Below are 25,479 nucleotides of genomic sequence, written 5' to 3'. Positions count from 1 at the left end.
GCGCAGACCTCTCGCACCCGCGAGAGGTTTTTTCGTTTCCCGGCCCATTCCTGCCGGGGCCCGGCAGCGCGCGATGATGGGGGCAGTGGATCCCCGGTCTCCGGAACCACTCATCCGACAGGAGTCAGACCAGCATGACGACGACAGAGGCTACGGAGCCGACCGGGCCGCGCACGGGCCCCGCAGACGGCTTCCACGTCTTCGACACCACCTTGCGCGACGGTGCCCAGCGTGAGGGCATCAACCTCACCGTCGCGGACAAGCTGACGATCGCCCGGCACCTGGACGACTTCGGGGTGGGGTTCATCGAGGGCGGCTGGCCCGGCGCCAACCCCCGCGACACCGAGTTCTTCGCCCGCGCCCGCGCCGAGATCGACTTCAAGCACGCGAAGCTGGTCGCCTTCGGCGCCACCCGCCGCGCCGGCGGCTCCGCCGCCACGGACCCCCAGGTCCGCGCCCTGCTGGAGTCCGGCGCGCCCGTGATCACCCTGGTCGCGAAGTCCCACGACCGGCACGTCGAACTCGCGCTGCGCACCACCTTGGACGAGAACCTGGAGATGGTCCGCGACACCGTCTCCCACCTGGTCGCCGAAGGCCGCCGGGTGTTCGTCGACTGCGAGCACTTCTTCGACGGCTACCGCGCCAACCCCGAGTACGCGAAGTCCGTCGTGCGGACCGCGTACGAGGCCGGCGCGGACGTCGTCATCCTCTGCGACACCAACGGCGGCATGCTCCCCGCCCAGATCACCGCCACCGTCGCCACCGTCCTCGCCGACACCGGTGCCCGCCTCGGCATCCACGCCCAGGACGACACCGGCTGCGCCGTGGCCAACACGCTGGCCGCCGTCGACGCGGGCGCCACCCACGTCCAGTGCACCGCGAACGGTTACGGCGAGCGCGTCGGCAACGCCAACCTGTTCCCCGTCGTCGCCGCGCTGGAGATCAAGTACGGGCGCCGGGTGCTGCCCGACGGCGCGCTCGCCGAGATGACCCGGATCTCGCACGCCATCGCCGAGGTCGTCAACCTGACGCCGTCCACGCACCAGCCGTACGTGGGCGTCTCCGCCTTCGCGCACAAGGCGGGCCTGCACGCCTCCGCCATCAAGGTCGACCCCGACCTCTACCAGCACATCGACCCCGAGCGCGTCGGCAACACCATGCGGATGCTGGTCTCCGACATGGCCGGCCGCGCCTCCATCGAGCTCAAGGGCAAGGAGCTCGGCGTCGACCTCGGCGGCGACCGCGCGCTGATCTCCCGGGTCGTGGAGCGGGTCAAGGAGCGCGAGCTCCAGGGCTACACGTACGAGGCCGCCGACGCCTCCTTCGAGCTGCTGCTGCGCGCCGAGGCGGAGGGCCGGGCCCGCAAGTACTTCCGGGTCGAGTCCTGGCGGGCGATCGTCGAGGACCGTCCCGACGGCACCCATGCCAACGAGGCCACGGTCAAGCTGTGGGCCAAGGGCGAGCGGATCGTGGCGACGGCCGAGGGCAACGGCCCGGTCAACGCGCTCGACCGCGCGCTGCGGGTGGCGCTGGAGCGGTTCTACCCGCAGCTGGCCAAGTTCGAGCTGGTGGACTACAAGGTCCGCATCCTGGAGGGCAAGCACGGCACGGAGTCCACGACCCGGGTGTTGATCTCCACGACGGACGGCGCCCGCGAATGGTCCACGGTCGGCGTCGCCCCGAACGTGATCGCGGCCTCCTGGCAGGCCCTGGAGGACGCCTTCACCTACGGTCTCCTGCGCGCGGGCGTCGAACCGGCCGAGTAGGCGCGCCGCCCGGCGGGCCCGGACAGGCCTGGTGTCCCGTTCGCCCGTGCGAGGGGCGGTTCGGGTAGCGTCGTAGACATGAAGACCAGGCTTATGTCCGTATTGTCCGGTCTGTTGCTGGGGTTGTTCGCGTTCGCTCTCGTGGGCGTACCGCAGGCGTCCGCCGACACCGGGACCGCTGCCGTCGCGCGGGCCCTCAAGCAGGGCCCCGTCTACGTCGACCCCCGCGCCGAGGCACAGCTGCCGAAGGCGCAGGCGGACGCGCTGGCCCGGAAGATCGAGAAGGCCGGGAAGCCGGTCTTCGTCGCGGTCCTCCCGGCCACCGCCGAGTTCCCGCCGCAGGGGCTGCTGAGCGCCGTGCGCGCCCAGACGGGCATCACGGGGCTGTACGCGATCCGCCTCGGCGCCGGCTTCGACGCCGGGGCCGACGCGTCCGTCATGCCGCGGGTGGCCGTACGCAATCTCGCCGACGCGGTGAAGGCGGGCGGGCCGGTCGACGCGGCCACCGAACTGAACAACTTCGTGGACCAGGCCCTCACCCAGACCAAGGGCAGGGCGCCGGCCTCCTGGGGTGACACGGGAGCCGATCAGGGCGCCCCGGTCGGCGGTCTGGTCACGCTCGGCGCGGTCGCCGTGCTCGGTGGCGGTGGCGCCTACGCGCTGGTCCGGCGCAACCGCAAGAAGAAGGAAGAGGCGCGGCGCGAGGCGATCGCCCGCCTCGCCGTCGTCGTGGACGAGGACATCACCGCGTTCGGCGAGGAACTCGACCGGCTGGACTTCCGACCCGGTGAACCCGGTGCAGACGACGCGATGCGCGCGGACTACGGGCAGGCCCTGGACTCGTACGAGAAGGCCAAACAGATCATGGCCCAGGTCCGGTACCCGGAGGAGGTGCAGGGCGTCACCCAGGCACTGGAGGACGGCCGCTACGCCTTGGCCCGCCTCGACGCGCGCCGGCAGGGCCGGCCGGTACCGGAGCGGCGGGCGCCCTGTTTCTTCGACCCGCGCCACGGTCCGAGCACGGAGGACGCCGGCTGGGCCCCGCCGGGCGGAGCGGCCCGTACCGTCCCCGTCTGTACGGCGGACGCCGTGCGGCTGCGCGACGGCCTGGACCCGGCGGTGCGCACGGTCGACACCGACTACGGGCGGCGGCCCTACTACGACGCGGGCCCGGCCTACGGCCCCTGGGCGGGCGGCTACTTCGGCGGCGGCATCCTGCCCGGTCTGCTGGTGGGCACGATGCTCGGTTCGATGATGTCGGGACCCGCGTACGCCTCCGACTTCGGGGGAGTGGGCGGCGGGTTCGACGGCGGTGACGTGTCGGGCGCCGACTTCAACCCGGCGGACTTCGGCGGCGGGTTCGACGGCGGCGGTGGTGGCTTCGACGGTGGGGGCGGGGGCGGGGGCTTCGACGGCGGGGGCGGCTTCTAGGCCGGCCGCCCCCGGTGGCGCCGCCGCCGGCTCACGCCTGCTTCACGGCCGAGATGTCGAAGGTCAGCTTCACCTTGTCGCTGACCATCACGCCGCCGGCCTCCAGCGCGGCGTTCCAGGTCAGGCCCCAGTCGGAGCGCAGGATCTGGGTGGAGCCCTCGAAGCCGACGCGCTGGTTGCCGTAGACGTCGGTGGCGGAGCCGTTGAACTCCAGGTCGATGGAGAGCGGGCGGGTGACGTCCTTGATCGTCAGGTCGCCGGTGACGCGGTACGTGTCCCCGCCGAGGGCGGCCGCGCCGGTGGAGCGGAAGCTCATAAGCGGGAAGGTCTCGGCGTCGAAGAAGTCGGCGCCGCGCAGGTGGGCGTCGCGGTCGGCGATGCCGGTGTCCACGGAGGCGGTCTTCACGTCGATGGAGACCGTCGAGCGGGACGGGTCGGAGCCGTCCAGGTGCAGGGAACCCTCATGGTCGGTGAAGGCGCCGCGGACGTTGGTCACCATGGCGTGCCGGACGGTGAAGCCGATGCTGCTGTGGGCGGGGTCGATGGCGTAGTCGCCGGTGAGGGCCGCGAGCGCGGGGTCCACGTCCAGGGTGGTGACGGCGGCGGTGCCGGTGACGTCCTGACTGCTGTTGCGGCGGGTGAAGATGCCCATGATCACTCCTCGGTAGTCGGCGGTCGAAGCTTTGTTTAAGTTTCAACGACAATGACGTTAGACCTATTCCGTTCAAATTTCAACCTCTTCACCTCGTGCGGGGTGATTTGTGGGATCTCCATAACGGGTGGCTGCTCCGCCTGGTGGAGTTCACGCATCGTCCGGCGGTTCTGTCCGGGCCGGACAGCGGATCGCGTCGGAGACTGTGTGGAACCAACGGAGGGTTTTCGCCCCGTCACTTCGTAAGGTCGGTACATGACCGTTGTGGACCAGACTCCGAGCGAGCCGACGGACGCCCGCGGGCGCGTGGCCGAACTGCATTCCCTGCGAGAGCAGGCGCGGCGCGGCCCCAGTGACCGGGCGACCGAGGCGCAGCACGCCAAGGGCAAGCTGACCGCGCGCGAGCGCATCGCGCTGCTGCTCGACGAGGGTTCCTTCAAGGAGGTCGAGCAGCTGCGCCGGCACCGGGCGAGCGGTTTCGGCCTGGAGGGCAAGAAGCCCTACACCGACGGTGTGATCACCGGTTGGGGCACGGTCGAGGGCCGCACGGTCTTCGTCTACGCGCACGACTTCCGGATCTTCGGCGGCGCCCTGGGCGAGGCCCACGCCACGAAGATCCACAAGATCATGGACATGGCCATCGCGGCCGGTGCCCCGCTGGTCTCGCTGAACGACGGCGCGGGCGCCCGCATCCAGGAGGGCGTCTCCGCCCTCGCCGGTTACGGCGGCATCTTCCAGCGCAACACCAAGGCGTCGGGCGTCATCCCGCAGATCTCGGTCATGCTCGGCCCCTGCGCCGGCGGCGCCGCGTACTCCCCGGCCCTGACCGACTTCGTCTTCATGGTCCGTGAGACCTCGCAGATGTTCATCACCGGCCCGGACGTGGTCCGCGCGGTGACCGGCGAGGAGATCACCCAGAACGGCCTCGGCGGCGCCGACGTGCACGCCGAGACCTCGGGCGTCGCGCACTTCGCGTACGACGACGAGGAGACCTGCATCTCCGAGGTCCGCTACCTCATCACGATGCTGCCCTCCAACAACCGCGAGAACCCGCCGCTCCACCCGACCTCCGACCCGGCGGACCGCCGCTCCGAGGTCCTGCTGGACCTGGTGCCCGCGGACGGCAACCGCCCCTACGACATGCTGAAGGTCATCGAGGAGCTCGTCGACGACGGCGACGTCCTCGAAATCCACGAGCGCTGGGCCCGCAACATCATCTGCGCCCTCGCCCGGATGGACGGCCAGGTCGTCGGCATCGTCGCCAACCAGCCCGGCCACCTGGCGGGCGTCCTGGACATCGAGGCGTCCGAGAAGGCCGCCCGCTTCGTCCAGATGTGCGACGCCTTCAACATCCCGATCATCACCCTGCTCGACGTCCCCGGCTTCCTGCCGGGCGTCGACCAGGAGCACGGCGGCATCATCCGCCACGGCGCCAAGCTTCTGTACGCCTACTGCAACGCGACCGTGCCGAGGATCTCGCTGATCCTGCGCAAGGCGTACGGCGGCGCGTACATCGTCATGGACTCCCAGTCCATCGGCGCCGACCTCACCTACGCCTGGCCCACCAACGAGATCGCCGTGATGGGCGCCGAGGGCGCGGCCAACGTCATCTTCCGCAAGCAGATCGCGGACGCCGAGGACCCCGAGGCCATGCGCGCCCGCATGGTCAAGGAGTACAAGGCCGAACTGATGCACCCGTACTACGCGGCCGAGCGCGGCCTCGTCGACGACGTCATCGACCCCGCCGAGACCCGCGAGGTGCTCGTCAGCGCCCTCGCGATGCTCCGCACCAAGCACGCCGATCTGCCGTCCCGCAAGCACGGCAACCCGCCGCAGTAAGAGCGAAGGAGACCTGCCACCCATGAGCGTCACCGCAGACACCCTGCTCAAGGTCGAGAAGGGCAACGCCGAGCCCGAGGAGCTGGCCGCGATCACCGCGATCCTGCTCGCCCGCGCCGCCGCCGCCCCGGTGGCCACCCCGGTGCACACCATCGGCACCCAGGCCCGCTGGCGCCGCCTGGAACGCAGCCCCGGCTTCCGCTCCGCCCACAGCTGGCGCGGCTGAACCCCCAGGTCGAAAGAGACGACCTGGCGGCCGGAACGTCGAAAGGCCCCCGCACTCCGAGGAGTGCGGGGGCCTTTCGTGTGGGCCGGGCCGGCCGGTTACCGCAGGCGCGCCATCAGCGCGTGCTCGACCAGGGTGATGAGCGCGCTCTTGGCGTCGCCGCGGTGGCGGGCGTCGGTGGTGATGATGGGGGCGTCCGGGCCGATCTGCAGGGCCTCGCGGACTTCCTCCGGGGTGTACGGCTGGTGGCCGTCGAAGCCGTTGAGGGCGATGACGAACGGCAGGCCGCTGTTCTCGAAGTAGTCGACTGCGGGGAAGCAGTCGGCGAGCCGGCGGGTGTCGACCAGCACCACCGCGCCGATGGCGCCGCGCACGAGGTCGTCCCACATGAACCAGAAGCGGTCCTGACCCGGGGTACCGAACAGGTACAGGATCAGGTCCTGGTCCAGGGTGATGCGGCCGAAGTCCATGGCGACCGTGGTGGTCGTCTTGTCCCCGGTGTGGGTCAGGTCGTCGATACCGGCGGAAGCGCTGGTCATGACGGCTTCGGTACGCAGCGGATTGATCTCGGAGACCGCGCCGACGAACGTGGTCTTGCCCACGCCGAAGCCGCCCGCCACCACGATCTTCGCGGAGGTGGTGGAGCGAGCCGCTCCGCCGTTAGAGCTTGCGAAGTCCACTGAGCACCCTTTCGAGCAGTGTCACATCTGGCTGGCCGCCGGCAGACTCGTCGCCGCCGGGCTGATGAATGGCGACAAGGCCCGCCTCCGCCAGGTCGGCGACGAGGATGCGGGCGACACCAAGAGGAATGGAGAGAAGTGCCGAGATCTCCGCGACGGATTTGATCTCCTGGCACAGACGGCAGATGCGCTGGTGCTCGGGCAACTGCCCTTGCAGCCGAGCGGGATCGGCCGTGGTGCTGACCAGCGCCTCGATGGCGAGCTGGTAGCGCGGCCGGGTACGGCCGCCGGTCATCGCGTACGGACGCACCAGCGGGTTGTGCGCCTTGGGGGCCTGCGGGCGCGAGGCCCGCGGCGGCGGCTGCGGCAGTCGGTGAGGAGCTTGCGGCTGCTGCGGTTGCTGGGGCTGACCGTACTGCTGCTGACCGTACTGCTGCTGGTACGGGTCCTGCTCCGGCACCGGCCGGCTGGGAGCGGAGGGGAAGTTGAAGCGGTTCTGGTCGTGCCCACCCTGCGGCTGCTGCGCGCCGCCATAAGGATGTCCTCCGGGTGTTGTCACGTTTCCTCCTCCTGCTCCAAGAACGCAGTACTCCCTGTAGAACCGCGCCACCGCACCCTATGGTGCGATGACGCGAAACGCACTGCCTGTTTGCTAGTTGAGAAGACTTCCCTGCAGCTCCGAACGCAGTTCCGGGGTAAGGACGCTGCCTGCCCGGTCCACGAGGAGGGCCATCTCGTAGCCCACGAGGCCGATGTCGCACTCGGGGTGCGCGAGCACCGCGAGCGAGGAACCGTCGGAGACGGACATGAGGAACAGGAATCCCCGGTCCATCTCCACCACGGTCTGGTTGACGGCGCCGCCCTCGAAGATGCGGGAGGCTCCGGCGGTCAGCGACGTCAGACCGGAGGCCACGGCCGCCAGCTGATCGGCGCGGTCGCGCGGGAATCCGTCGGACATCGCCAGAAGAAGGCCGTCGGCGGAGACCACCACGGTGTGGGACACCCCGGGGGTGTTGTCCACGAAGTTGGTGATCAACCAGTTCAGGTTCTGTGCCGCCTGGCTCATCGGGCTCACACTAACGCTCCTGGTCATAGCTGTTACTTGACTGCTCGGAACCCGCGCTGCGTCCCTGCTGGACACCGCGCCGCAGGTTGCTCAACCTGCCGCGGACGTCCTCCGGGGCGCGGGAGACCTGGGGGCCGCCCTGCGGGGTCGTCTCCGCAGCACCCTCGACCAGGTTGGCCTTGGGTACCCGCCGAGGGAGACCGGACGGGGTGACCCCGCCCGCCTTCGGCTCACGGAGCTTGGCGGCCTGCTGCCAGCGCTCGTCGTTGCTCGAACGCCACGACGAGCTGTCTTCCGTCTCCTCCGGGGCACTCTGCGCCTCAGCGGGCTGCTGCTGACGCTGCGGCCGCTGCTCGAAGAGGGATCCGGTGGACTCCGCTTTCTGCTGGCCCGACTGCCCCTGCTGCTGGCTGCCGCGACGCGGCAGGCCCGCCCCGGTCACCTGGTGACCGGTGTCGGCAGCGGCACCCGGACGGTCGAAGCCTACGCGGTCCGGAGCCGCTTCGGGAGCGACCCGGGATTCCGATTCGGTCCCGTAGTCCTGCTGGTAGGCGTCCGAGTAGGTGTTCTGCTCGGGCCACTCCGCCTGCGGGGACTGCGATGCGTAGCCGTCCTCGTAGGACTGGGCGCTGTGCCCCTGGTCCTGGTATCCGGCTTCCGGATAAGCGTAGTTCTGTTCCGGGTATGCCTCGTACGCCTGCTCGGATCCGGAAGTCCCGTACGAAGACTCGTAGCCCTGCGCGGACTGCTGTTCGTAGCCCTGGTACTCCTGGTACCCGTGTTCCGGCTGCGGTTCCGGATACTCCTGCGCGGAGTAACCCGACTGCTGGTCCTGGTCCTGCTCCTGCGGGTAGCCGACCTGGGCCGCCAGTGCGGCCCGGCGCTCCTGCTGGGTCAGGGACCGCCCGACCGGGTCGAGCGAGAGCTCCTCGCCGCCCTGCCCGTCGTAGCGCGAGTCGTCGAAGCCGAGCTCGGCGGCCGTGCGCAGCGCCGGGGCCGACTGGGCCCGCTGCTCCGGGATGATCGAGGAGACCGTGAAGTCGTCGTCCGGTATGGCCTCGCCACCGCCACCGTGGGTGATGGCGTCCGGGAGCATGACCAGCGAGGTGGTGCCGGCCGCTTCGCCGGAGGGGCGCAGCTGGACGCGGATGCCGTGGCGGTCCGCCAGCCGGCCGACCACGAACAGACCCATGCGCTGCGAGATCGCGGCGTCCACGGTCGGCGGGTTGGCCAGCTTGTGGTTGATGTCCGCGAAGTCCTCGGCGGTGAGGCCGATGCCCTTGTCGTGGATCTCCACCATGACGCGGCCGTCGGGCAGACGCGTGGCGTTGACGCGGACCTTGGTCTGGGGGGAGGAGAACGTGGTCGCGTTCTCCAGCAGCTCGGCGAGCAGGTGCACGAGGTCGGTCACGGCCTGACCGTGGATCTCCGCCTCCGAGACGCCCGAGAACTCGATGCGCTCGTACTGTTCCACCTCGGAGGAGGCGGCGCGCAGCACGTCGACGAGGGGCACCGGCTGGTCCCAGCGGCGGCCCGGCTCCTCACCCGCGAGGATGAGGAGGTTTTCGCCGTTGCGGCGCATACGGGTGGCCAGGTGGTCCAGCCGGAAGAGGTTCTCCAACTGGTCGGGGTCGGCCTCGTTGTTCTCCAGGTCGGTGATGAGGGTCAGCTGGCCCTCGATCAGCGACTGGTTGCGCATGGAGAGGTTCGTGAAGATCGCGTTGACGTTCCCTCGCAGGAGGGCCTGCTCGGCGGCGAGCCGGACCGCTTCCCGGTGGACCTGGTCGAAGGCGCGGGCGACCTCCCCGATCTCGTCCTGGGAGTCGATCGGGATCGGCGTCACACGGGTGTCGACCTTGCCGGGGTCGGTGCGCGAGAGCTGGTCGACGAGCATCGGCAGGCGTTGCTCGGCGACGTCGAAGGCGGCGCTGCGCAGGCGGCGCATGGAGCGGCTCATCTGGCGGGCCATCATGCCGGCCAGGATGAACGCGGCGAGCAGCGCCACGACCACGGCGGCACCGGTGATGATGGCGTCGTTGCGGGCCGAGTCGGACACCGCGACGGAGTCCTTGACGGCCTTGTCGAGGAGTTCCTTCTCGATCTCGGCGTAGCCGTCGAACTTGGCGGTGGCCGCGGCCTGCCAGGCCGGGGCGGAGGTGCCGCCGGCGGCGAGCTTCTCCTTGCTCAAGCCGGAGGCTATCGCCTCGGTCATGCCGGTGAGGGCGGACCCGTTGACGACCGGCGGTGCCTTGAAGGTGGTGCCGGCCTGGTCGGCCGCCAGCTTGGCGGCGGTGAGCTTGGCGGCGCCGTCCTTGGCCTTGTCGGCCATGACCTCCTTGAGGCGGTTGGTGTCCGCGTCGGTGCCCGCCGCGACGTACTCGCCGATGGCGATCTCTTCGAGGTAGGCGTAGGAGGAGAACGCGACGAGCTGGCCCCTGCGGACCTCCTCGTTCTCGTTCGGGCGGACCAGGAGGTGCGTGCCGACCGAGCGCTGGAGCGAGTTGGCGGCCTTGGCCAGCTCGACCGCGTAGACCATGCGGCCGTAGCTGGTCACGTTGCCGGTGCCGAGGCCCAGTTCGTTGGAGAACGTCATGAGGTAGTGCTGGACCAGCACGTATCCCTCTTCGGTCGGGATGGGACCCGCCTGGTTGGGAAGTGCCTTCTTCGGCGTCTCCGGAGCCACGTAGGCCGTCTTGCGGACCTGCTCCAGCTTGGGCTCCTCCTGGCGGAAGAGCGCCAGGCGGTGTTCCAGGCTCTGGTTGGCCGGGAGGTCCTTGGCGGCTGCGGCGAACTTGTCCTTGGCCGCGTCCGTGGCCGCGTACGCCTTCGTGACGACAGGGCTGTTGCGCTCGCCCTTGAGGAGCGGTTCGGCGGTGAGGTCACGCTCGTTGAGGAGGGCCTGGCCGTATTCGGCCGCCGCCTGGACGATGCGGGCCGTCTTCTCGGCGTCCTTGGCCTCGTTCCAGCTGTCGATCGAGCCCTTCACCTGGAAGCCGCCCATGACCAGTCCGACGAGGACGGGTACGAGCAGGATGGCGTTCAGCTTGGTCGGCACACGCCAGTTGCGCGGGGCGAACTTGCTGGCACTCCCCTTGGCGGCGGGTGGCTCCACGGGCACGTCGACGGGCGACGCGGCCGCTCGCGGCGGCGGGGTGAAGTTGCCCCGCGCGGGTTCGACCCCGGGGCTCGCGTTGCTTCGCCTCACTCGACCAACAACCTCTCGGCGGTGCTACTAGCTAGTTCGTTGAATTCCAGCACGGTTGACGGCCCTGTTCCAAACAGTTGGAATCGGCCATTCCAACAACCTTATGTCCCGCATAAATCGGACATACAGAGCGACCTGCTGCAAAAGCCGGGCTCGTTGTGAGCGCAGCGGTACCGCGCGAACGCACCCTGTGCCCGACCGGCGGTAATTCTCTGTCGAAACGTTATGAACGAGGAGGGCGGGCCGTGTTCTATGACACAGCCCGCCCTCTCCGAACACGACACGGAGCCCTGTTACTTGAGTCGCGCCATCAGTGCGTGCTCCACGAGCGTGATGAGCGCGCTCTTGGCGTCCGCGCGGTGGCGGGCGTCGGTGGTGATGATGGGGGCGTCCGGGCCGATCTGCAGGGCCTCGCGGACTTCCTCCGGGGTGTACGGCTGGTGCCCCTCGAAACCGTTGAGCGCCACCACGAACGGCAGGCCGCTGTTCTCGAAGTAGTCGACGGCGGGGAAGCAGTCGGCGAGCCGGCGGGTGTCGACCAGGACGATGGCGCCGATGGCGCCGCGGACCAGGTCGTCCCACATGAACCAGAAGCGGTCCTGACCCGGGGTACCGAACAGGTACAGGATCAGGTCCTGGTCCAGGGTGATGCGGCCGAAGTCCATGGCGACCGTGGTGGTCGTCTTGTCCGCGGTGTGGGTGAGGTCGTCGATGCCCGCGCTCGCGGACGTCATCACGGCCTCGGTACGCAGCGGATTGATCTCGGAGACCGCGCCGACGAACGTGGTCTTGCCCACGCCGAAGCCGCCCGCCACCACGATCTTCGCGGAGGTGGTGGAGCGAGCCGCTCCGCCGTCAGATCTTGCGAAGTCCACTGAGAACCCTCTCGAGCAGCGTTACATCCGGCGTTCCGCCGGCCTCTCCATTGCCCGGCTGGTGGATGGCCACCATTCCGGCCTCGGCCAGGTCGGCGACGAGGATCCGGGCGACACCGAGCGGCATCGACAGCAGTGCGGAGACCTCCGCGACCGACTTCACCTCACGGCACAGGGTGCAGATGCGCTGGTGCTCCGGCAGCAGGCCGGACAGGTGCATCGGATCGGCCGTGGTGCTGACCAGCGCCTCTATGGCGAGCTGGTAGCGGGGCCGGGTCCGGCCGCCGGTCATCGCGTAGGGACGCACCAGCGGCTGGTCGCCTTCCGAGTACGAGTCTCCGTACGAGTCCGGGTAGGCGGGGGGCGGGGTCATTGATCCTCCGGGCTGGACAGCAGTGGTCAGCGTGCCGTCTCACGGGGCGGCCGGTGGGGGGGGATGGTATGACGGCCTGGCGGTGGTACTTGGGTGCGGGGCGGGCGCCCCGGCCCCCCGGCCGGAAGTACCGTCCGGCCGGGAGGATTGCGGTCAGCCGAGCAGGCTTCCCTGGAGTTCCGAGCGCAGCTCCGGGGTGAGGACGCTGCCGGCCCGGTCCACGAGGAGGGCCATCTCGTAGCCCACGAGGCCGATGTCGCACTCGGGGTGCGCCAGTACGGCCAGCGAGGAACCGTCGGAGACGGACATGAGGAACAGGAATCCCCGGTCCATCTCCACCACGGTCTGGTTGACGGCGCCGCCCTCGAAGATGCGGGAGGCTCCGGCGGTCAGCGACGTCAGGCCGGAGGCCACGGCCGCCAGCTGATCGGCCCGGTCACGGGGGAAACCTTCCGACATCGCCAGAAGGAGTCCGTCGGCGGAGACCACCACGGTGTGGGACACCCCGGGGGTGTTGTCCACGAAGTTGGTGATCAACCAGTTCAGGTTCTGTGCCGCCTGGCTCATCGAACTCAACTAACGCTCCTGCTGGTAAGTGGGGTCGATCTGGTAACTGCCGGTCGCGGGGCCGGTGGTGCCGGCCTGGCGCCCCTGCTGGATACCGCGTCGGAGGTTGGTGAGGCGACCGCGGACGTCGTCCGGGGCGCGTGAGACCTGCGGGCCCGGCTGGGTCTCGGCCTGCTGCTGAGCGGTACCGGCCACCAGGTTCGCCCGCGGTACCCGCTTGGGCAGGCCCGAGGTGGTGATGCCACCGGCGGCGGGCTGGCGCACGCGCTCGGCCTGCCGCATCAGCTCGTCGTTGGGCGAGGACCGCCAGCTGACGGTCGGCACCGCGCCGGTCGCCGTCTGGTCGGCGGAGGGTTCCTGACCACGCTGGGGGAGCGGCTGCTGGTGAGCCGGCGCGGTCGGAGCCTGCTGCTGGTACTGCTGCGGCTGCTGGGGTACGGAGGGGCCGCCGTCCTGGCGGACCCAGTTGGACTCCAGCGTGTCGAAGATGGGGCTGCGCGCCTCGCCGGGACCCGAGGCCGGCGGCAGCGCCTCGGGCCGGGCCTGCGGACGCTGCGGCGGGAAGTAGCCGCCGGGCTGCCGAGCCTGGGGCCGACCGCCGCCGGGGCCACCCACGCCGGGGCCGCCGCCGCGGGGTGCCTGGAAGTCGCCCGGGCGCTCGAACTGCCCGGTGGCGGACGGGTCCAGGGGACCGCGCACGTCAGGGCGCTCGAACTGTCCCGTGGTGCCGTCGGCGGGGTTGCCGCCGGCGTACGGGGCCGGGGCGTTGAAGTCCGGGCGGGGGAACTCGGCCGTCGCACCGGGGCCCGACAGCTCGTCATGCCCGCGCGGGACCTCGTGACCACCCTGGCCCGCGCCCCAGCTGGTGCCCTGCGGGGCCGCGCCGCCCGCACCCGGGAGTTCCGGACGCGGGGCGCCGCCGCGCGGCGGCAACTGTGGCCGCTTGCGCTGGACGGGAGCCGGGGGCTGACCCTGGTTCTGGGAGCCGGCCGGAGCGGGCTGCTGCTGCGGCCGCTCGAAGCCGTTGCCCTGCGGGAAGGCGGAGGGAGAGGTACCGGGCCGGGACTGCGGCGCACCACCGACGGGACCGCCGAGCGCACCGCCCGCCGGACCCGCGACCGGACCACGGCCCGGGAGCGGGGCACCGGGGGTGAACCCGCCCGCGCCCTGACCCGTCGGGGCACCCGGACCGGCCTGCGGACGCGCCATCGGGCCGCCCTGCTGCTGCGGCCGGCCTGCGGGACCGCCCTGCGGGCCGGGACCCTGACCCTGGGACCGCTGCTGCATGCCGGCTGACGCGTCCCGCCCGGGCAGCGCGGCACGCTGCCCGGCGGCGGAGACCTGACCGCGCTGCGGACCGGCGCCCACGGGGGGACGCGCGCCGCCGGAGCCGACCGCACCCTGTCCCGCGGAACCGCCCGGGCCGCCCTGCGGGGCACCGGACCCAGGACCGCCCTGCCCACCCTGGCCGGGCATCGGCGCGGGCTTCTTGCCGCCCTGGGCGACATCCACCGGCAGCATGACGAGCGCGGTGGTACCGCCCGAGTCGGAGGGGCGCAGCTGGATGCGGATGCCGTGTCGCAGGGACAGGCGGCCGACCACGAACAGGCCCATGCGGCGGGAGACGGAGACGTCCACGGTCGGCGGCGACGCGAGCCGCTCGTTGATCGCGGCGAGGTCTTCGGGGGACAGGCCGATACCGGTGTCGTGGATCTCGACGAGCACGCGGCCGTCCGGCAGGGCGTGACCGGTGACCTTGACCTTGGTCTGCGGGGAGGAGAACGAGGTGGCGTTCTCCAGCAGCTCGGCGAGGAGGTGCACGAGGTCGTTGACGACGCGGCCGGCGACGTCGGTGCCGGGCACCGACGCGAGTTCGATGCGTTCGTACTGCTCCACCTCGGACGCCGCGGCGCGGAGCACGTCGACGAGCGGGACGGGGCGGGTCCACCGGCGGCCCGGCTCCTCGCCCGCGAGGACGAGGAGGTTTTCGCCGTTACGGCGCATACGGGTCGCGAGGTGGTCGAGCTTGAAGAGCGAGGACAGCTGGTCCGGGTCGGCCTCGCGCGACTCCAGCTCGGAGATGAGCGAGAGCTGGCGCTGGATCAGACCCTGCGAGCGGCGCGAGAGGTTGGTGAACATCGCGTTGACGTTGCCCCGCAGCAGGGCCTGCTCGGCGGCGAGGCGGACGGCCTCGCGGTGCACGTCGTCGAAGGCCGCGGCCACCTGGCCGATCTCGTCGCGGGTGTGCAGACCGACGGACTCCACCGTCGTGTCGACGTCCTGCGGGTCGGTCTCGGACAGCTGCTTGACGAGCTCGGGCAGCCGGTCCTGGGCGACGCGGGTCGCCGTGTCCTGGAGGCGGCGCAGCGAGCGGATCATGGACCGGGCCATGACGAAGGCGCCGACGAGGGAGACACCGAGCACGAGGAGGATCAGCGCACCGTTGATGATGGCGTCCTGCTGCGACGAGCTCTTCAGCTCGCGGGCCTTCTGCTCCATGTCCTCCAGCAGGGTGAGCTCGATGACCTTCATGGCCGTGAGCTTGGTGCCGTCGGCGTCGTACCAGTCCATCCAGGAGTGGTACGCCTGCTCCTTGGTGAACTGGCCCTGCGTGGACAGGACGCGACGGGTGTAGTGGTCGGCCTTGCTGATCTCCGCGTTGCCGTCGCCGAGGCTCGCGAGGAGTTCCTCGGACTTGCCCTGGTAGACGAGTTCGAAGGTCTTCTTCGCCTGGCTCTCGCCGCGCAGCGCGGACAGCGCGTACAGGCGGTCGTTCTCGCCCAGCGAGCCAGGCTTGTCGCCACTCTCGGGGAGCGAGGCCGCGATGATCGCGCGCTGGATGGATGCGTACTCCTTGGCGGCGGAGAAGGCCGCCAGGGCGCGCGTGCGCTTGATCATCTCCGGGTTGGAGGTGGCCTGGGCCATGTCCTGGGAGAGGGAGAGCAGCGACACGATGAGCGCGTTGTACTCGGTGACCGTCTGCTGGGCGCCGCTCTGGTACGCCTTCTTGCGGATGTCCTCGATGCCGGTGAGCTGGCGGCCGATCTGCAGGATGTTGTTGCGGATCGACTTGAGGGTGTCGTCCTTGGCCTGCGTGCTGTCGACCTTGTCGGTCGCGACGCTGAACGCTTCGATCGCGGTGTTGGTCTGGTCGCGGACGCCCTGGACGAGGGAGTTCGGCTTGCCCGACTTGTCGACCGACAGCGGACCGGCGGACTTGTCGCGCTCCTCCTGGAGCGCGGCGGCCAGGTTGGTCGCCTGCCGGGTCATCGTCGTCAGCAGCTGCATGTGGTCCAGCTGCGCGATCTCGTTGAGCGAGTCGTTGATACGGAAGCCACCGAGCGTGGTGGCGGCGACGACCGGCAGGGTCAGCAGCGACACCAGTCGCGTGCTGATGCGCCAGTTCTGCATGGCCATGCGTGAACCGGGCCCGCTGGGGGCCTTCGGTATCGCCACGTCCTGCTCGGGAGCCGGTTCGCCCTTGCCCTTGGCCCGTGCCGGGCCCTTCGGCTTGGCACGGCCCTTGGCCTTCCCCTTCACGGGGTCGGCGGCATCGGGGCGCGCTCCTTCGACAGCCGGCCCTCGGTTCTGGGCGTGCTGGGGCGAGGAGCCACGGTCGGTCCCGCCGCGCGGCTCCTGCTCCGACGCAGCTTCCCCTCGGCCCTCATGGGCCTGGGGAGAACCCTTGCCATCCCTCTTGAATCGTCCCTGCACTAGCGTCGCAACCTCTGGACCAGGCGTCCCGCCGGTGGAGCGGTGGGACGGTGTCGAGTCGTGGGGCACTGACGGCCCCATGGTGGTCGTCGGTGACCGGCGCGTCTCCCTCTCCTTGCCGCCGCGCTGGGCGCTGAGTCGCGCCACCTGCGCGCCGGCTGATTCCCGCGGCGGTCCCGCGAATTCCAGCACAGTGGGGGATCTCCAACAAGGTGTGCGGTTCCCCCCGGCGAGCCCGTCACGGCTTGTGACGGACGCGCTACGCGATGTGGAACCTCTTTCGGGATGAACCGGACTTACGCCGACCAAACCCCGTGGCTGTCAAGGTGTCCCAGTCGAGATGATCAGGAGCGGAATAACGCGTTCAGTGGCGCAATGTCCGTTTTGGGGCTCCCAATTGACTGTCTGTTATGCCCGTAATGCCGGGTCGCTGGTGAGGAAACTCACACAGTCGTGGCCATTACTTCCCGGTTCGGTGGGGGATTCAGATGTTTAGCCTTTCCCTTTGCAGGGTTGGCGCATCCGACAACCACCACACGACGACCGAGCCGAGGGCCCCGAACTCCGATGACTCCGCAGAATCCGCAGAAGACGACGCTGATGTTCCGCAACATAGCCAACCCCCGCCGCACCACCCTGGCGCACCTCCAGGACGCCGAGGAACTGCAGTCGCCCCTGGCCCCGGAGCACTCCGTCGAGCTGCCCACGCAGACCGCGAACCCCCGCCGCACCGTCCTGATGGACGCCCCGGTCGCCGCCGCCGCGCAGTAGACCCGCCGGTACGGACGCGAAGCGCCGCCGCCCACCGCGTTAGCCTGGAGTCCGCAGATTCCGGCCGACGGAAATACAGAGGGGCAGACGCAACAGGTGCGCATCGCCAGGTTCTCGATCGACGGCAACGTCGCGTTCGGCGCGGTCGAGGGCAGCACTGCCCCCGGCGCCGAAAGCGAGCTCGTCCTCGACATCATCAAGGGCATTCCGTTCGCGGACTTCGAGCTCTCGGGCACCAAGGTGCCGCTGAACAAGGTCCGGCTCCTGCCGCCCGTGCTCCCGAACAAGGTCGTGGCCATCGGCCGCAACTACGCGGAGCACGCGGCGGAGCTCGGCAACGCGGTCCCGGAGACGCCCATCACCTTCTTCAAGCCCTCCACCTCGGTGGTCGGCCCGGGCGACCCCATCACGTACCCCTCCTTCTCCCAGGACCTCCACCACGAGGCGGAGCTGGCCGTGGTCATCGGCCGGATGTGCCGGGAGGTCCCCAAGGAGCGCGTCAAGGACGTGATCCTCGGCTACACCTGCGCCAACGACGTCACCGCGCGCGATGTCCAGCAGCGCGAGAAGCAGTGGGCCCGCGCCAAGGGCTTCGACAGCTCCTGCCCGCTGGGCCCCTGGATCGAGACCGACCTCGACCCGAGCGACCTGACCATCCAGTGCACGGTCAACGGCGAACAACGCCAGCTCGGCCGCACCAGCGACATGGTCCGTTCGATCGAGGACCTGATCGTGCACATCACCGAGGCCATGACGCTGCTCCCGGGCGACGTCATCCTCACGGGGACCCCGGCCGGAGTCGGCCCCCTCAACGTCGGCGACGAGGTCGCCGTCACCATCGAAGGCATCGGCACTCTCACCAACAAGGTGATCAAGCGTGGCTAACGCGAACGTCCGCGTACGTTTCTGTCCCTCCCCGACCGGCAACCCCCACGTGGGCCTGGTCCGGACCGCCCTCTTCAACTGGGCGTTCGCCCGCCACCACGGCGGTACGTTCGTCTTCCGCATCGAGGACACCGACGCGGCCCGCGACTCCGAGGACTCCTACCACCAGCTGCTCGACTCGCTGCGCTGGCTGGGCTTCACCTGGGACGAGGGCCCCGAGGTCGGCGGCCCGCACGCGCCGTACCGCCAGTCGCAGCGCATGGACATCTACGCGGACGTCGCCCAGCGCCTGCGCGACGGCGGCTACGCGTACGACTGCTACTGCACCACCGAGGAGCTCGACGAGCGCCGCACCGCCGCCCGCGCCGCCGGCAAGCCCTCCGGCTACGACGGCCACTGCCGCGACCTGACCGCCGAGCAGGTGGCCGCGTACCAGGCCGAGGGCCGCCTCTCGATCGTCCGCTTCCGGATGCCCGACGAGCCGATCACCTTCACCGACCTGGTCCGCGGCGAGCTGACCTTCACCCCGGAGAACGTGCCGGACTTCGGCATCCTGCGGGCCAACGGCGCCCCGCTGTACACGCTCGTCAACCCGGTCGACGACGCGCTGATGCAGATCACGCACGTGCTGCGCGGCGAGGACCTGCTGTCCTCCACGCCCCGCCAGATCGCGCTCTACAAGGCGCTGATGGAGCTCGGCATCGCCACCGGCGTCCCCGAGTTCGGCCACCTGCCGTACGTCATGGGCGAGGGGAACAAGAAGCTCTCCAAGCGCGACCCGGAGTCCTCGCTCAACCTCTACCGCGAGCGCGGCTTCCTCCCCGAGGGCCTGCTGAACTACCTCTCGCTCCTCGGCTGGTCCTTCTCCAAGGACCAGGACATCTTCACCGTCGAGGAGATGGTGGCGAAGTTCGACATCCCGGACGTGAACGCCAACCCGGCCCGCTTCGACCTGAAGAAGGCCGAGGCGATCAACGCCGACCACATCCGCCGGATGGACCCGAAGGCGTTCGCCGACGCGTGCAGGCCGTGGCTGCGCGCGCCGCACGCCAACTGGGAGCCGGAGGACTTCGACGAGCGGGCGTGGGAGGCCATCGCGCCGTACGCCCAGACCCGCGTGACCGTCCTGTCGGACATCACCGCGAACGTCGACTTCCTCTTCCGCAAGGAGCCGGTCGAGGACCAGGCGTCCTGGGACAAGGCGATGAAGGGCGAGCCCGCGGCCCTGCTCACCACCGTCCGGGCCCACCTGGAGACCGCCGACTGGAACGACCCGGAGGCCCTCAAGCAGGCCGTCCTGGCCGCCGGCGAGGCCCACGGCCTCAAGCTGGGCAAGGCCCAGGCCCCGGTCCGCGTCGCCGTCACCGGCCGCACGGTCGGCCTGCCGCTCTTCGAGTCCCTCCAGATCCTGGGCAAGGAGCGCTCCCTGGCCCGCATCGACGCGGCCCTGGCGAAGCTCGCCGCCTGACCGTACGCACTCCCCGCAGGGGCGGCCGCCTCCCCGGCGACCGCCCCTGCGGCGTTTCGGCGGCCGCGTGACGAACTTCTTCGTCGTCCCCTCACCGGACGGGGGCGCCCAGTAGTCTCGGCCGTATGCCGATCCGTGCGTTGTTGTGGGACATCGACGACACCCTGTTCGACTACACCGGGGCCGACACCGCCGGGCTCGCGCGGCACCTGGCCGAGGACGGGCTGGCGGAACGCTACGGGACCCCGGGCGCGGCCCTCGCCCTGTGGCGGGCCACGACCGAACGCCACTGGGCGCGTTTCGCCGCCGGCGAGACGACCTTCCTGGCCCAGCGGCAGGACCGGGTGCGGGATTTCCTTTCGGCCCCCGACATGAGCGCCGCCGAGGCCGACGACTGGTTCGACCGGTACCTCGTGCACTACCAGGCGGCATGGGCGCTGTTCCCGGACGTGCTCCCCGTACTGGACGCCCTGGCCGCCGACTACCGGCACGGGGTGCTCTCGAACTCCTCCACGGCCAACCAGGACCCCAAGCTGCGCCGGCTCGGCCTGCGCGAGCGCTTCGAAGTGCTGGTCTGCGCCGCCGAGCTCGGTGTCAGCAAGCCGGACGCCGCCGCCTTCCTGGGGGCCTGCGAGGCGCTCGGGCTGCCGCCGGGGGAGGTGGCCTACGTCGGCGACCAGCCGGAGATCGACGCCCGCGGCGCCCGGGACGCGGGGCTCACGGCCGTGTGGCTCGACCGGTCCGGCGCGCCCGGACCGACGCCCGAAGGAGTGCACAGGATCTCCGGTCTGGGCCGGCTCCCCGCGCTGCTGGGCGCAGATACCCGTTTTGGAGCACGGTCAGGCATCCGGTAATGTTCTTTCTGCGCCGCCCGAGCGGGCCGAAAGGCCGGACGGAGGCGCTAACCGAATGAAAGTCCCCCAGGGGCTTGCGTTTTGGTGGGCTATAGTGTAATTGGCAACACGAGGGTTTCTGGTTCCCTTATTCTAGGTTCGAGTCCTGGTAGCCCAGCGCAGTGCAGTAGTAACGCAGTGCTTGCCCCCGTTGTGTAGCGGCCTAGCACGCCGCCCTCTCAAGGCGGTAGCGCCGGTTCGAATCCGGTCGGGGGTACAGATCCTTCCCGCAAGACCTCCATCGGGTAGCTCCCGGACGTCTTGATGCAGGATCGCTAGGGCCCCCGTTGTGTAGCGGCCTAGCACGCCGCCCTCTCAAGGCGGTAGCGCCGGTTCGAATCCGGTCGGGGGTACTATGTCTGGCATGGTCTAGACCACTATGGGCTATAGTGTAATTGGCAACACGAGGGTTTCTGGTTCCCTTATTCTAGGTTCGAGTCCTGGTAGCCCAGCGCAGTGCAGTAGTAACGCAGTGCTTGCCCCCGTTGTGTAGCGGCCTAGCACGCCGCCCTCTCAAGGCGGTAGCGCCGGTTCGAATCCGGTCGGGGGTACAGAAGAAGAGGCCCTCCGCGATCGTCGCGGAGGGCCTCTTCGTCATGACCGGCCCGGGGAGCGGCAGAAGTACGGGCCCGGAGGCGCGTGTTCGGACGTGTGCGGCGTCGTACGCGCCCCCGGGCCCGGAGGGACGGGGGGAAAGGGCGGGGGAGGTCAGCCGGAGCGGCGCAGGGCCTCCGTCAGCCGGCCGGCGGCGTCGATGACCGCCTGGGCGTGCATCCGACCAGGGTGCCGGGTCAGGCGCTCGATCGGGCCGGAGACCGATACGGCGGCCACGACCCGGTTCGACGGCCCGCGTACCGGCGCCGAGACGGAGGCCACGCCGGGCTCCCGCTCGCCGATCGACTGCGCCCAGCCGCGGCGCCGTACGCCGGACAGTGCCGTCGCCGTGAAACGCGCGCCCTGAAGACCGCGGTGGAGCCGCTCGGGCTCTTCCCAGGCCATCAGGATCTGCGCGGCCGAACCGGCCTTCATCGGGAGCGTGGAGCCCACCGGGACGGTGTCCCGCAGGCCCGACAGCCGCTCGGCCGCTGCCACGCAGATGCGCATGTCGCCCTGACGCCGGTAGAGCTGCGCGCTCTCGCCCGTCACGTCGCGGAGGTGGGTGAGCACCGGTCCGGCCGTGGCCAGCAGACGGTCCTCGCCGGCCGCGGCGGCAAGCTCTGCCAGCCGCGGACCGAGGATGAACCGGCCCTGCATGTCCCTCGCCACCATCCGGTGGTGTTCCAGTGCCACGGCAAGGCGATGTGCCGTGGGTCGTGCGAGCCCTGTCGCCGCGACCAGCCCGGCGAGGGTGGCCGGACCGGACTCCAGTGCGCTCAGTACCAGAGCTGCCTTGTCGAGAACGCCGACGCCGCTAGAGTTGTCCATGAAACGATATTCACGTCTCACAGTGTGAAACGCAAGTTCAATTTTTCCAAGAACGAGCGAGTCTGTATGTGCGGGTCCACGAACCACTGGGTCCGAGCCGTCGTCCGGGACGTGGGGTACGGGCGATACAGGCGCACAAGATCTCTATGAAGCGCCGGCACAACCGGCCGGCCGGAGGGAAAGCGATGGGTAGGACACTCGCGGAGAAGGTCTGGGACGACCATGTCGTCCGGCGCGCCGAGGGCGAGCCCGATCTCCTCTTCATCGATCTGCACCTGCTGCACGAGGTGACCAGCCCGCAGGCCTTCGAGGGCCTGCGTCAGGCCGGCCGCAAGGTCCGTCGCCTGGACCTCACCATCGCGACCGAGGACCACAACACCCCCACCATCGACATCGACAAGCCGATCGCGGACCCGGTCTCCCGGGCCCAGCTGGAGACGCTGCGGCGCAACTGCGCCGAGTTCGGCGTCCGCCTGCACTCGCTGGGTGACGTCGAGCAGGGCGTCGTCCACGTGGTGGGACCGCAGCTGGGACTGACCCAGCCCGGCACCACCGTGGTCTGCGGCGACTCCCACACCTCCACGCACGGCGCCTTCGGCGCGCTGGCCTTCGGCATCGGCACCAGCCAGGTCGAACACGTGCTGGCCACCCAGACGCTGCCGCTGGCCCGCCCCAAGACGATGGCGATCACCGTCACCGGCGCGCTGGCCGATGACGTCACCGCCAAGGACCTCATCCTGGCGATCATCGCCCGGATCGGCACCGGCGGCGGCCAGGGTTACATCCTGGAATACCGCGGCGAGGCCATCGAGAAGCTCTCGATGGAAGCCCGCATGACCATCTGCAACATGTCGATCGAGGCCGGTGCCCGCGCGGGCATGATCGCCCCCGACGAGACCACCTTCGACTACCTCCGGGGCCGCGACCACGCCCCCGAGGGCGAGGACTGGGACGCGGCGGTCGCCTACTGGAAGACGCTGCGCACCGACGACGACGCCGTCTTCGACGCCGAGGTCGTCATCGACGGCGCCTCGCTCTCCCCGTTCGTCACCTGGGGCACCAACCCGGGCCAGGGCGCGCCGCTGTCCGCCAACGTCCCCGACCCGGCTTCGTACGAGGACGCTTCGGAGCGCTTCGCCGCCGAAAAGGCCCTGGAGTACATGGGGTTGGCGGCCGGGCAGCCGCTGCGGGACATCAAGGTAGACACCGTCTTCGTAGGTTCCTGCACCAACGGCCGCATCGAGGACCTGCGCGCCGTCGCCGGCATCATCGAGGGCCGCAAAGTCGCCGACGGTGTACGGATGCTGGTCGTCCCGGGCTCGGTCCGGGTCGCGCTGCAGGCCGTGGAAGAGGGACTGGACAAGGTCTTCAAGGAGGCCGGGGCCGAATGGCGGCACGCGGGCTGCTCGATGTGCCTGGGCATGAACCCCGACCAACTGGCCCCCGGTGAGCGCTCCGCGTCCACCTCCAACCGCAACTTCGAGGGCCGCCAGGGCAAGGGCGGACGCACCCACCTGGTCTCCCCGCAGGTGGCCGCCGCGACCGCGGTACTGGGCCACCTGGCCTCGCCCGCCGACCTGTCCGACGTCACCGCCCCCGCCGGAGTCTGAATCATGGAAGCTTTCACCACCCACACCGGTCGGGCCGTCCCGCTGCGCCGCAGCAACGTCGACACCGACCAGATCATCCCGGCCCACTGGCTGAAGAAGATCACCCGCGACGGCTTCGAGGACGGGCTCTTCGAGGCATGGCGCAAGGACCCGGAGTTCGTCACCAACCGTCCGGAGCGCGCCGGCGCGACCGTGCTGGTCGCCGGCCCCGACTTCGGTACCGGCTCCTCGCGCGAGCACGCCGTCTGGGCGCTGCAGAACTTCGGCTTCAAGACCGTCATCTCCTCGCGCTTCGCGGACATCTTCCGCGGCAACTCGCTGAAGAACGGTCTGCTGACCGTCGTCCTGCCGCAGGAGACCGTCGAGCGGCTGTGGCAGCTGACCGAGGCGGACCCCACCGCCGAGATCACCGTCGACCTGGTGGACCGCAAGGTCCGAGCCGAAGGCGTCGAGGCGGAGTTCGAACTCGACGACAACGCCCGTTGGCGTCTGCTGGAGGGTCTGGACGACATCTCCCTCACCCTTCAGAACGAAGCGGACATCGCCACGTACGAAAGCACCCGCCCGACCTTCAAGCCGCGCACGATTCAGGCGTGATTCCTGCCTGATCAGCGCTTATTCACCCTCGGGTGATCACATCGCCCCCACTGTGCCCCCCGCTTTCCGGCGGGGGGCACAGCCGTGTGTTGAGGCCCCGTGAGGCGACAACTCGCCCCAGATGGCACAATCTGTGCATGGAACGCGACAGTCAACTTGAGCTCTACGAAGTGGTCGCGAGCCGATTGAAAGAAGCACACGCAAGGGTGCGCACGCTGCAAGTCCCGGAGGGCGTAAGGATGGCGCTGTCCCGGAAGCTGTTGGTCGTCACGGCCGCGGCGAAGCATGATCTCGCCGATGCGGCAAGGCGCCTGGACAGGTTGATGAAGGACCTCGACGAGGGTCGATTCCCTGAAGGCGACTGATGCGAAGGAACTCCGTAACGGCTTACAACGTTGCGGCACTAGGGTGATTAGCCCGTTTCGTGTTTGATTTGCGGTATATATCCGCCTAACGTGCGAAATAAGCTTGAACACATTCGTTCTGGCGAAGTCTCCGAAGGGGAAGACGTGAACAAGGCGCAGCTCGTAGAAGCGATTGCCGACAAGCTCGGCGGCCGCCAGCAGGCCGCGGACGCGGTCGACGCGGTACTGGACGCCATGGTCCGCGCGGTCGTCGCGGGCGACCGGGTCTCGGTCACCGGCTTCGGCTCGTTCGAGAAGGTCGACCGTCCGGCCCGCTACGCCCGTAACCCGCAGACGGGTGAGCGCGTCCGGGTCAAGAAGACCTCGGTTCCCCGGTTCCGCGCGGGCCAGGGCTTCAAGGACCTGGTCAGCGGCACCAAGAAGCTCCCCAAGGGTGGAGAGGTCTCCGTCAAGAAGGCGCCCAAGGGCAGCCTTTCGGGCGCCCCGCCCACCATCGCCAAGGCCGTCGGCAAGAAGGCCACCGCGAAGAAGACGGCGGCGAAGTCGACCTCCGCGCGGAAGACCACGACCGCCGCCACCACCAAGAAGGCCGCCGCGAAGAAGACCACCGCGGCCGCCAAGAAGACCACCGGCGCCGCGAAGAAGACGGCGGCCGGGTCCTCCACCGCCGCGGCGAAGAAGACCACCGCCAAGAAGGCCACGTCCACGGCCAAGAAGACGGCTCCGGCGGCCAAGAAGACCACCGCGAAGACCACCGCGCCCGCCAAGAAGACGACGGCGCGCAAGACCACCGCGAAGAAGACCACCGCCCGCAAGAAGTAAGCAGGGCACGAGTCACACACGCCGGGCCGGCTTCCCCACGGCGGGGAAGCCGGCCCGCGGTGCGTTCACCCGGCCGATCAGCGCGGGTGGAAGGGGCGTGCGGCCCCCGTCAGAACGTCTGCAGGGTGACCAGGGTGATGCGCAGGTCCGGGCCCGAGCCCTGCGTCTCGATCCGCACGCGCTGTCCGGGCCGCAGCAGCCGCAGGCCGCCCGCGTCGAACGCGGCGGCCTCGAAGGGCACCGGGGTGC

The 25,479-nt window shown here is 69.9% G+C and carries 22 protein-coding genes and 5 tRNA genes; 17 read left to right on the top strand and 10 right to left on the bottom strand.

Features of this window, described 5'->3' with window-relative positions; genetic code table 11:
• Positions 1–134: 134 nt before the first annotated feature.
• Both cimA and ABZ934_RS06055 read left to right on the top strand, forming a co-directional pair.
• Positions 135–1,766 carry a citramalate synthase gene (gene cimA / locus ABZ934_RS06060; RefSeq protein ID WP_361309020.1) on the top strand — a complete coding sequence of 544 codons (1,632 nt, stop codon included), beginning with the start codon at positions 135–137 and terminating at the stop codon, positions 1,764–1,766.
• Between the two features lie 78 nt (positions 1,767–1,844).
• On the top strand, positions 1,845–3,197 hold the full coding sequence (locus ABZ934_RS06055) for a hypothetical protein (protein ID WP_361309018.1): 1,353 nt from the start codon (positions 1,845–1,847) through the stop codon (positions 3,195–3,197).
• A 31-nt stretch (positions 3,198–3,228) separates the two neighbouring features.
• Here ABZ934_RS06055 and ABZ934_RS06050 read toward each other — a convergent pair whose 3' ends face one another.
• Positions 3,229–3,849 (bottom strand): YceI family protein, encoded by a 621-nt coding sequence (locus ABZ934_RS06050; protein WP_361309016.1) that lies wholly within the window; start codon positions 3,847–3,849, stop codon positions 3,229–3,231.
• Between the two features lie 255 nt (positions 3,850–4,104).
• Between ABZ934_RS06050 and ABZ934_RS06045 the strand changes: the two genes are divergently transcribed.
• Positions 4,105–5,688 carry an acyl-CoA carboxylase subunit beta gene (locus ABZ934_RS06045; protein ID WP_361309013.1) on the top strand — a complete coding sequence of 528 codons (1,584 nt, stop codon included), beginning with the start codon at positions 4,105–4,107 and terminating at the stop codon, positions 5,686–5,688.
• A gap of 22 nt (positions 5,689–5,710) precedes the next feature.
• A complete protein-coding gene (locus ABZ934_RS06040; protein ID WP_361309010.1) occupies positions 5,711–5,914 on the top strand; it encodes an acyl-CoA carboxylase epsilon subunit in 204 nt (67 codons plus the stop codon).
• Positions 5,915–6,012: 98 nt separating this feature from the next.
• Here the strand turns inward: ABZ934_RS06040 and ABZ934_RS06035 are convergent, their stop codons facing one another.
• The 8 genes from ABZ934_RS06035 to ABZ934_RS06000 form a co-directional block, all read right to left on the bottom strand.
• Positions 6,013–6,594 carry an ATP/GTP-binding protein gene (locus ABZ934_RS06035; RefSeq protein ID WP_079429940.1) on the bottom strand — a complete coding sequence of 194 codons (582 nt, stop codon included), beginning with the start codon at positions 6,592–6,594 and terminating at the stop codon, positions 6,013–6,015.
• Positions 6,575–7,153 (bottom strand): DUF742 domain-containing protein, encoded by a 579-nt coding sequence (locus tag ABZ934_RS06030; protein ID WP_361309007.1) that lies wholly within the window; start codon positions 7,151–7,153, stop codon positions 6,575–6,577. Before ABZ934_RS06030 ends, ABZ934_RS06035 begins: the two co-directional genes overlap by 20 nt.
• A gap of 93 nt (positions 7,154–7,246) precedes the next feature.
• Positions 7,247–7,660 (bottom strand): roadblock/LC7 domain-containing protein, encoded by a 414-nt coding sequence (locus tag ABZ934_RS06025; RefSeq protein ID WP_008739857.1) that lies wholly within the window; start codon positions 7,658–7,660, stop codon positions 7,247–7,249.
• 10 nt (positions 7,661–7,670) lie between these two features.
• Positions 7,671–10,865: a nitrate- and nitrite sensing domain-containing protein gene (locus tag ABZ934_RS06020; RefSeq protein WP_361309005.1), complete on the bottom strand. Its 3,195-nt coding sequence runs from the start codon at positions 10,863–10,865 to the stop codon at positions 7,671–7,673.
• 293 nt (positions 10,866–11,158) lie between these two features.
• The gene (locus tag ABZ934_RS06015) at positions 11,159–11,740 is read right to left on the bottom strand and encodes an ATP/GTP-binding protein (protein ID WP_361309003.1); all 582 of its coding nucleotides are present in this window, start codon (positions 11,738–11,740) and stop codon (positions 11,159–11,161) included.
• The gene (locus ABZ934_RS06010) at positions 11,721–12,113 is read right to left on the bottom strand and encodes a DUF742 domain-containing protein (protein WP_136214587.1); all 393 of its coding nucleotides are present in this window, start codon (positions 12,111–12,113) and stop codon (positions 11,721–11,723) included. The genes ABZ934_RS06015 and ABZ934_RS06010 overlap by 20 nt, the downstream gene beginning before the upstream one ends.
• A gap of 153 nt (positions 12,114–12,266) precedes the next feature.
• A complete protein-coding gene (locus ABZ934_RS06005) occupies positions 12,267–12,680 on the bottom strand; it encodes a roadblock/LC7 domain-containing protein (protein ID WP_306432442.1) in 414 nt (137 codons plus the stop codon).
• A gap of 9 nt (positions 12,681–12,689) precedes the next feature.
• Entirely contained in the window at positions 12,690–16,394 is a 3,705-nt protein-coding gene (locus tag ABZ934_RS06000) for a nitrate- and nitrite sensing domain-containing protein (protein WP_361309000.1), read from the bottom strand.
• A 567-nt stretch (positions 16,395–16,961) separates the two neighbouring features.
• On the opposite strand from ABZ934_RS06000, the gene ABZ934_RS05995 reads away from it, so the two are divergent.
• The 9 genes from ABZ934_RS05995 (at position 16,962) to ABZ934_RS05955 (ending at position 20,962) form a co-directional block, all read left to right on the top strand.
• A complete protein-coding gene (locus ABZ934_RS05995) occupies positions 16,962–17,165 on the top strand; it encodes a hypothetical protein (RefSeq protein ID WP_361308997.1) in 204 nt (67 codons plus the stop codon).
• Positions 17,166–17,261: 96 nt separating this feature from the next.
• Positions 17,262–18,050, top strand: coding sequence for a fumarylacetoacetate hydrolase family protein (locus ABZ934_RS05990; protein WP_361308995.1), 789 nt, complete (start codon positions 17,262–17,264; stop codon positions 18,048–18,050).
• Positions 18,043–19,518 (top strand): glutamate--tRNA ligase, encoded by a 1,476-nt coding sequence (gene gltX / locus ABZ934_RS05985; RefSeq protein WP_361308993.1) that lies wholly within the window; start codon positions 18,043–18,045, stop codon positions 19,516–19,518. Before ABZ934_RS05990 ends, gltX begins: the two co-directional genes overlap by 8 nt.
• 125 nt (positions 19,519–19,643) lie before the next feature.
• Positions 19,644–20,372: an HAD family hydrolase gene (locus tag ABZ934_RS05980; protein WP_361308990.1), complete on the top strand. Its 729-nt coding sequence runs from the start codon at positions 19,644–19,646 to the stop codon at positions 20,370–20,372.
• Positions 20,373–20,457: 85 nt separating this feature from the next.
• A tRNA-Gln gene (locus tag ABZ934_RS05975) sits at positions 20,458–20,529 on the top strand.
• A 26-nt stretch (positions 20,530–20,555) separates the two neighbouring features.
• Positions 20,556–20,628: transfer RNA gene (locus ABZ934_RS05970), tRNA-Glu, on the top strand.
• Positions 20,629–20,691: 63 nt separating this feature from the next.
• Positions 20,692–20,764 (top strand) — tRNA-Glu (locus ABZ934_RS05965).
• A gap of 27 nt (positions 20,765–20,791) precedes the next feature.
• A tRNA-Gln gene (locus ABZ934_RS05960) sits at positions 20,792–20,863 on the top strand.
• Between the two features lie 26 nt (positions 20,864–20,889).
• Positions 20,890–20,962, top strand: a tRNA-Glu gene (locus tag ABZ934_RS05955).
• Between the two features lie 157 nt (positions 20,963–21,119).
• Here the strand turns inward: ABZ934_RS05955 and ndgR are convergent.
• Entirely contained in the window at positions 21,120–21,836 is a 717-nt protein-coding gene (ndgR, locus tag ABZ934_RS05950) for an IclR family transcriptional regulator NdgR (RefSeq protein WP_136213317.1), read from the bottom strand.
• A 185-nt stretch (positions 21,837–22,021) separates the two neighbouring features.
• Here ndgR and leuC point away from each other — a divergent pair, with 185 nt between their 5' ends.
• The 4 genes from leuC (at position 22,022) to ABZ934_RS05930 (ending at position 25,230) form a co-directional block, all read left to right on the top strand.
• Positions 22,022–23,446 (top strand): 3-isopropylmalate dehydratase large subunit, encoded by a 1,425-nt coding sequence (leuC, locus tag ABZ934_RS05945; protein ID WP_361308988.1) that lies wholly within the window; start codon positions 22,022–22,024, stop codon positions 23,444–23,446.
• Positions 23,447–23,449: 3 nt separating this feature from the next.
• A complete protein-coding gene (gene leuD / locus ABZ934_RS05940; RefSeq protein WP_329198621.1) occupies positions 23,450–24,043 on the top strand; it encodes a 3-isopropylmalate dehydratase small subunit in 594 nt (197 codons plus the stop codon).
• Between the two features lie 137 nt (positions 24,044–24,180).
• Complete coding sequence (locus ABZ934_RS05935) at positions 24,181–24,408, top strand: hypothetical protein (RefSeq protein ID WP_361308985.1); 228 nt, start codon at positions 24,181–24,183, stop codon at positions 24,406–24,408.
• Between the two features lie 144 nt (positions 24,409–24,552).
• The gene (locus ABZ934_RS05930) at positions 24,553–25,230 is read left to right on the top strand and encodes an HU family DNA-binding protein (RefSeq protein WP_361308983.1); all 678 of its coding nucleotides are present in this window, start codon (positions 24,553–24,555) and stop codon (positions 25,228–25,230) included.
• The last annotated feature ends 249 nt before the right edge of the window (positions 25,231–25,479 follow it).

The sequence above is a fragment of the Streptomyces sp. NPDC046557 genome (assembly GCF_040645975.1).
Classification (GTDB): Bacteria; Actinomycetota; Actinomycetes; order Streptomycetales; family Streptomycetaceae; genus Streptomyces.
This window is presented reverse-complemented; position numbering and strand designations above follow the sequence as displayed.

Bases quoted from the DNA above. Each gene is read 5' to 3' on its own strand.
- ABZ934_RS06050 (WP_361309016.1), bottom strand. From the start codon at position 3,849: ATGGGCATCTTCACCCGCCGCAACAGCAGTCAGGACGTCACCGGCACC.
- cimA (WP_361309020.1), top strand. From the start codon at position 135: ATGACGACGACAGAGGCTACGGAGCCGACCGGGCCGCGCACGGGCCCC.
- ndgR (WP_136213317.1), bottom strand. From the start codon at position 21,836: ATGGACAACTCTAGCGGCGTCGGCGTTCTCGACAAGGCAGCTCTGGTA.
- ABZ934_RS06005 (WP_306432442.1), bottom strand. From the start codon at position 12,680: ATGAGCCAGGCGGCACAGAACCTGAACTGGTTGATCACCAACTTCGTG.
- ABZ934_RS05980 (WP_361308990.1), top strand. From the start codon at position 19,644: ATGCCGATCCGTGCGTTGTTGTGGGACATCGACGACACCCTGTTCGAC.
- ABZ934_RS06045 (WP_361309013.1), top strand. From the start codon at position 4,105: ATGACCGTTGTGGACCAGACTCCGAGCGAGCCGACGGACGCCCGCGGG.
- ABZ934_RS05995 (WP_361308997.1), top strand. From the start codon at position 16,962: ATGACTCCGCAGAATCCGCAGAAGACGACGCTGATGTTCCGCAACATA.
- leuD (WP_329198621.1), top strand. From the start codon at position 23,450: ATGGAAGCTTTCACCACCCACACCGGTCGGGCCGTCCCGCTGCGCCGC.
- ABZ934_RS06040 (WP_361309010.1), top strand. From the start codon at position 5,711: ATGAGCGTCACCGCAGACACCCTGCTCAAGGTCGAGAAGGGCAACGCC.
- ABZ934_RS06010 (WP_136214587.1), bottom strand. From the start codon at position 12,113: ATGACCCCGCCCCCCGCCTACCCGGACTCGTACGGAGACTCGTACTCG.
- ABZ934_RS06055 (WP_361309018.1), top strand. From the start codon at position 1,845: ATGAAGACCAGGCTTATGTCCGTATTGTCCGGTCTGTTGCTGGGGTTG.
- ABZ934_RS06025 (WP_008739857.1), bottom strand. From the start codon at position 7,660: ATGAGCCAGGCGGCACAGAACCTGAACTGGTTGATCACCAACTTCGTG.
- leuC (WP_361308988.1), top strand. From the start codon at position 22,022: ATGGGTAGGACACTCGCGGAGAAGGTCTGGGACGACCATGTCGTCCGG.
- ABZ934_RS05935 (WP_361308985.1), top strand. From the start codon at position 24,181: ATGGAACGCGACAGTCAACTTGAGCTCTACGAAGTGGTCGCGAGCCGA.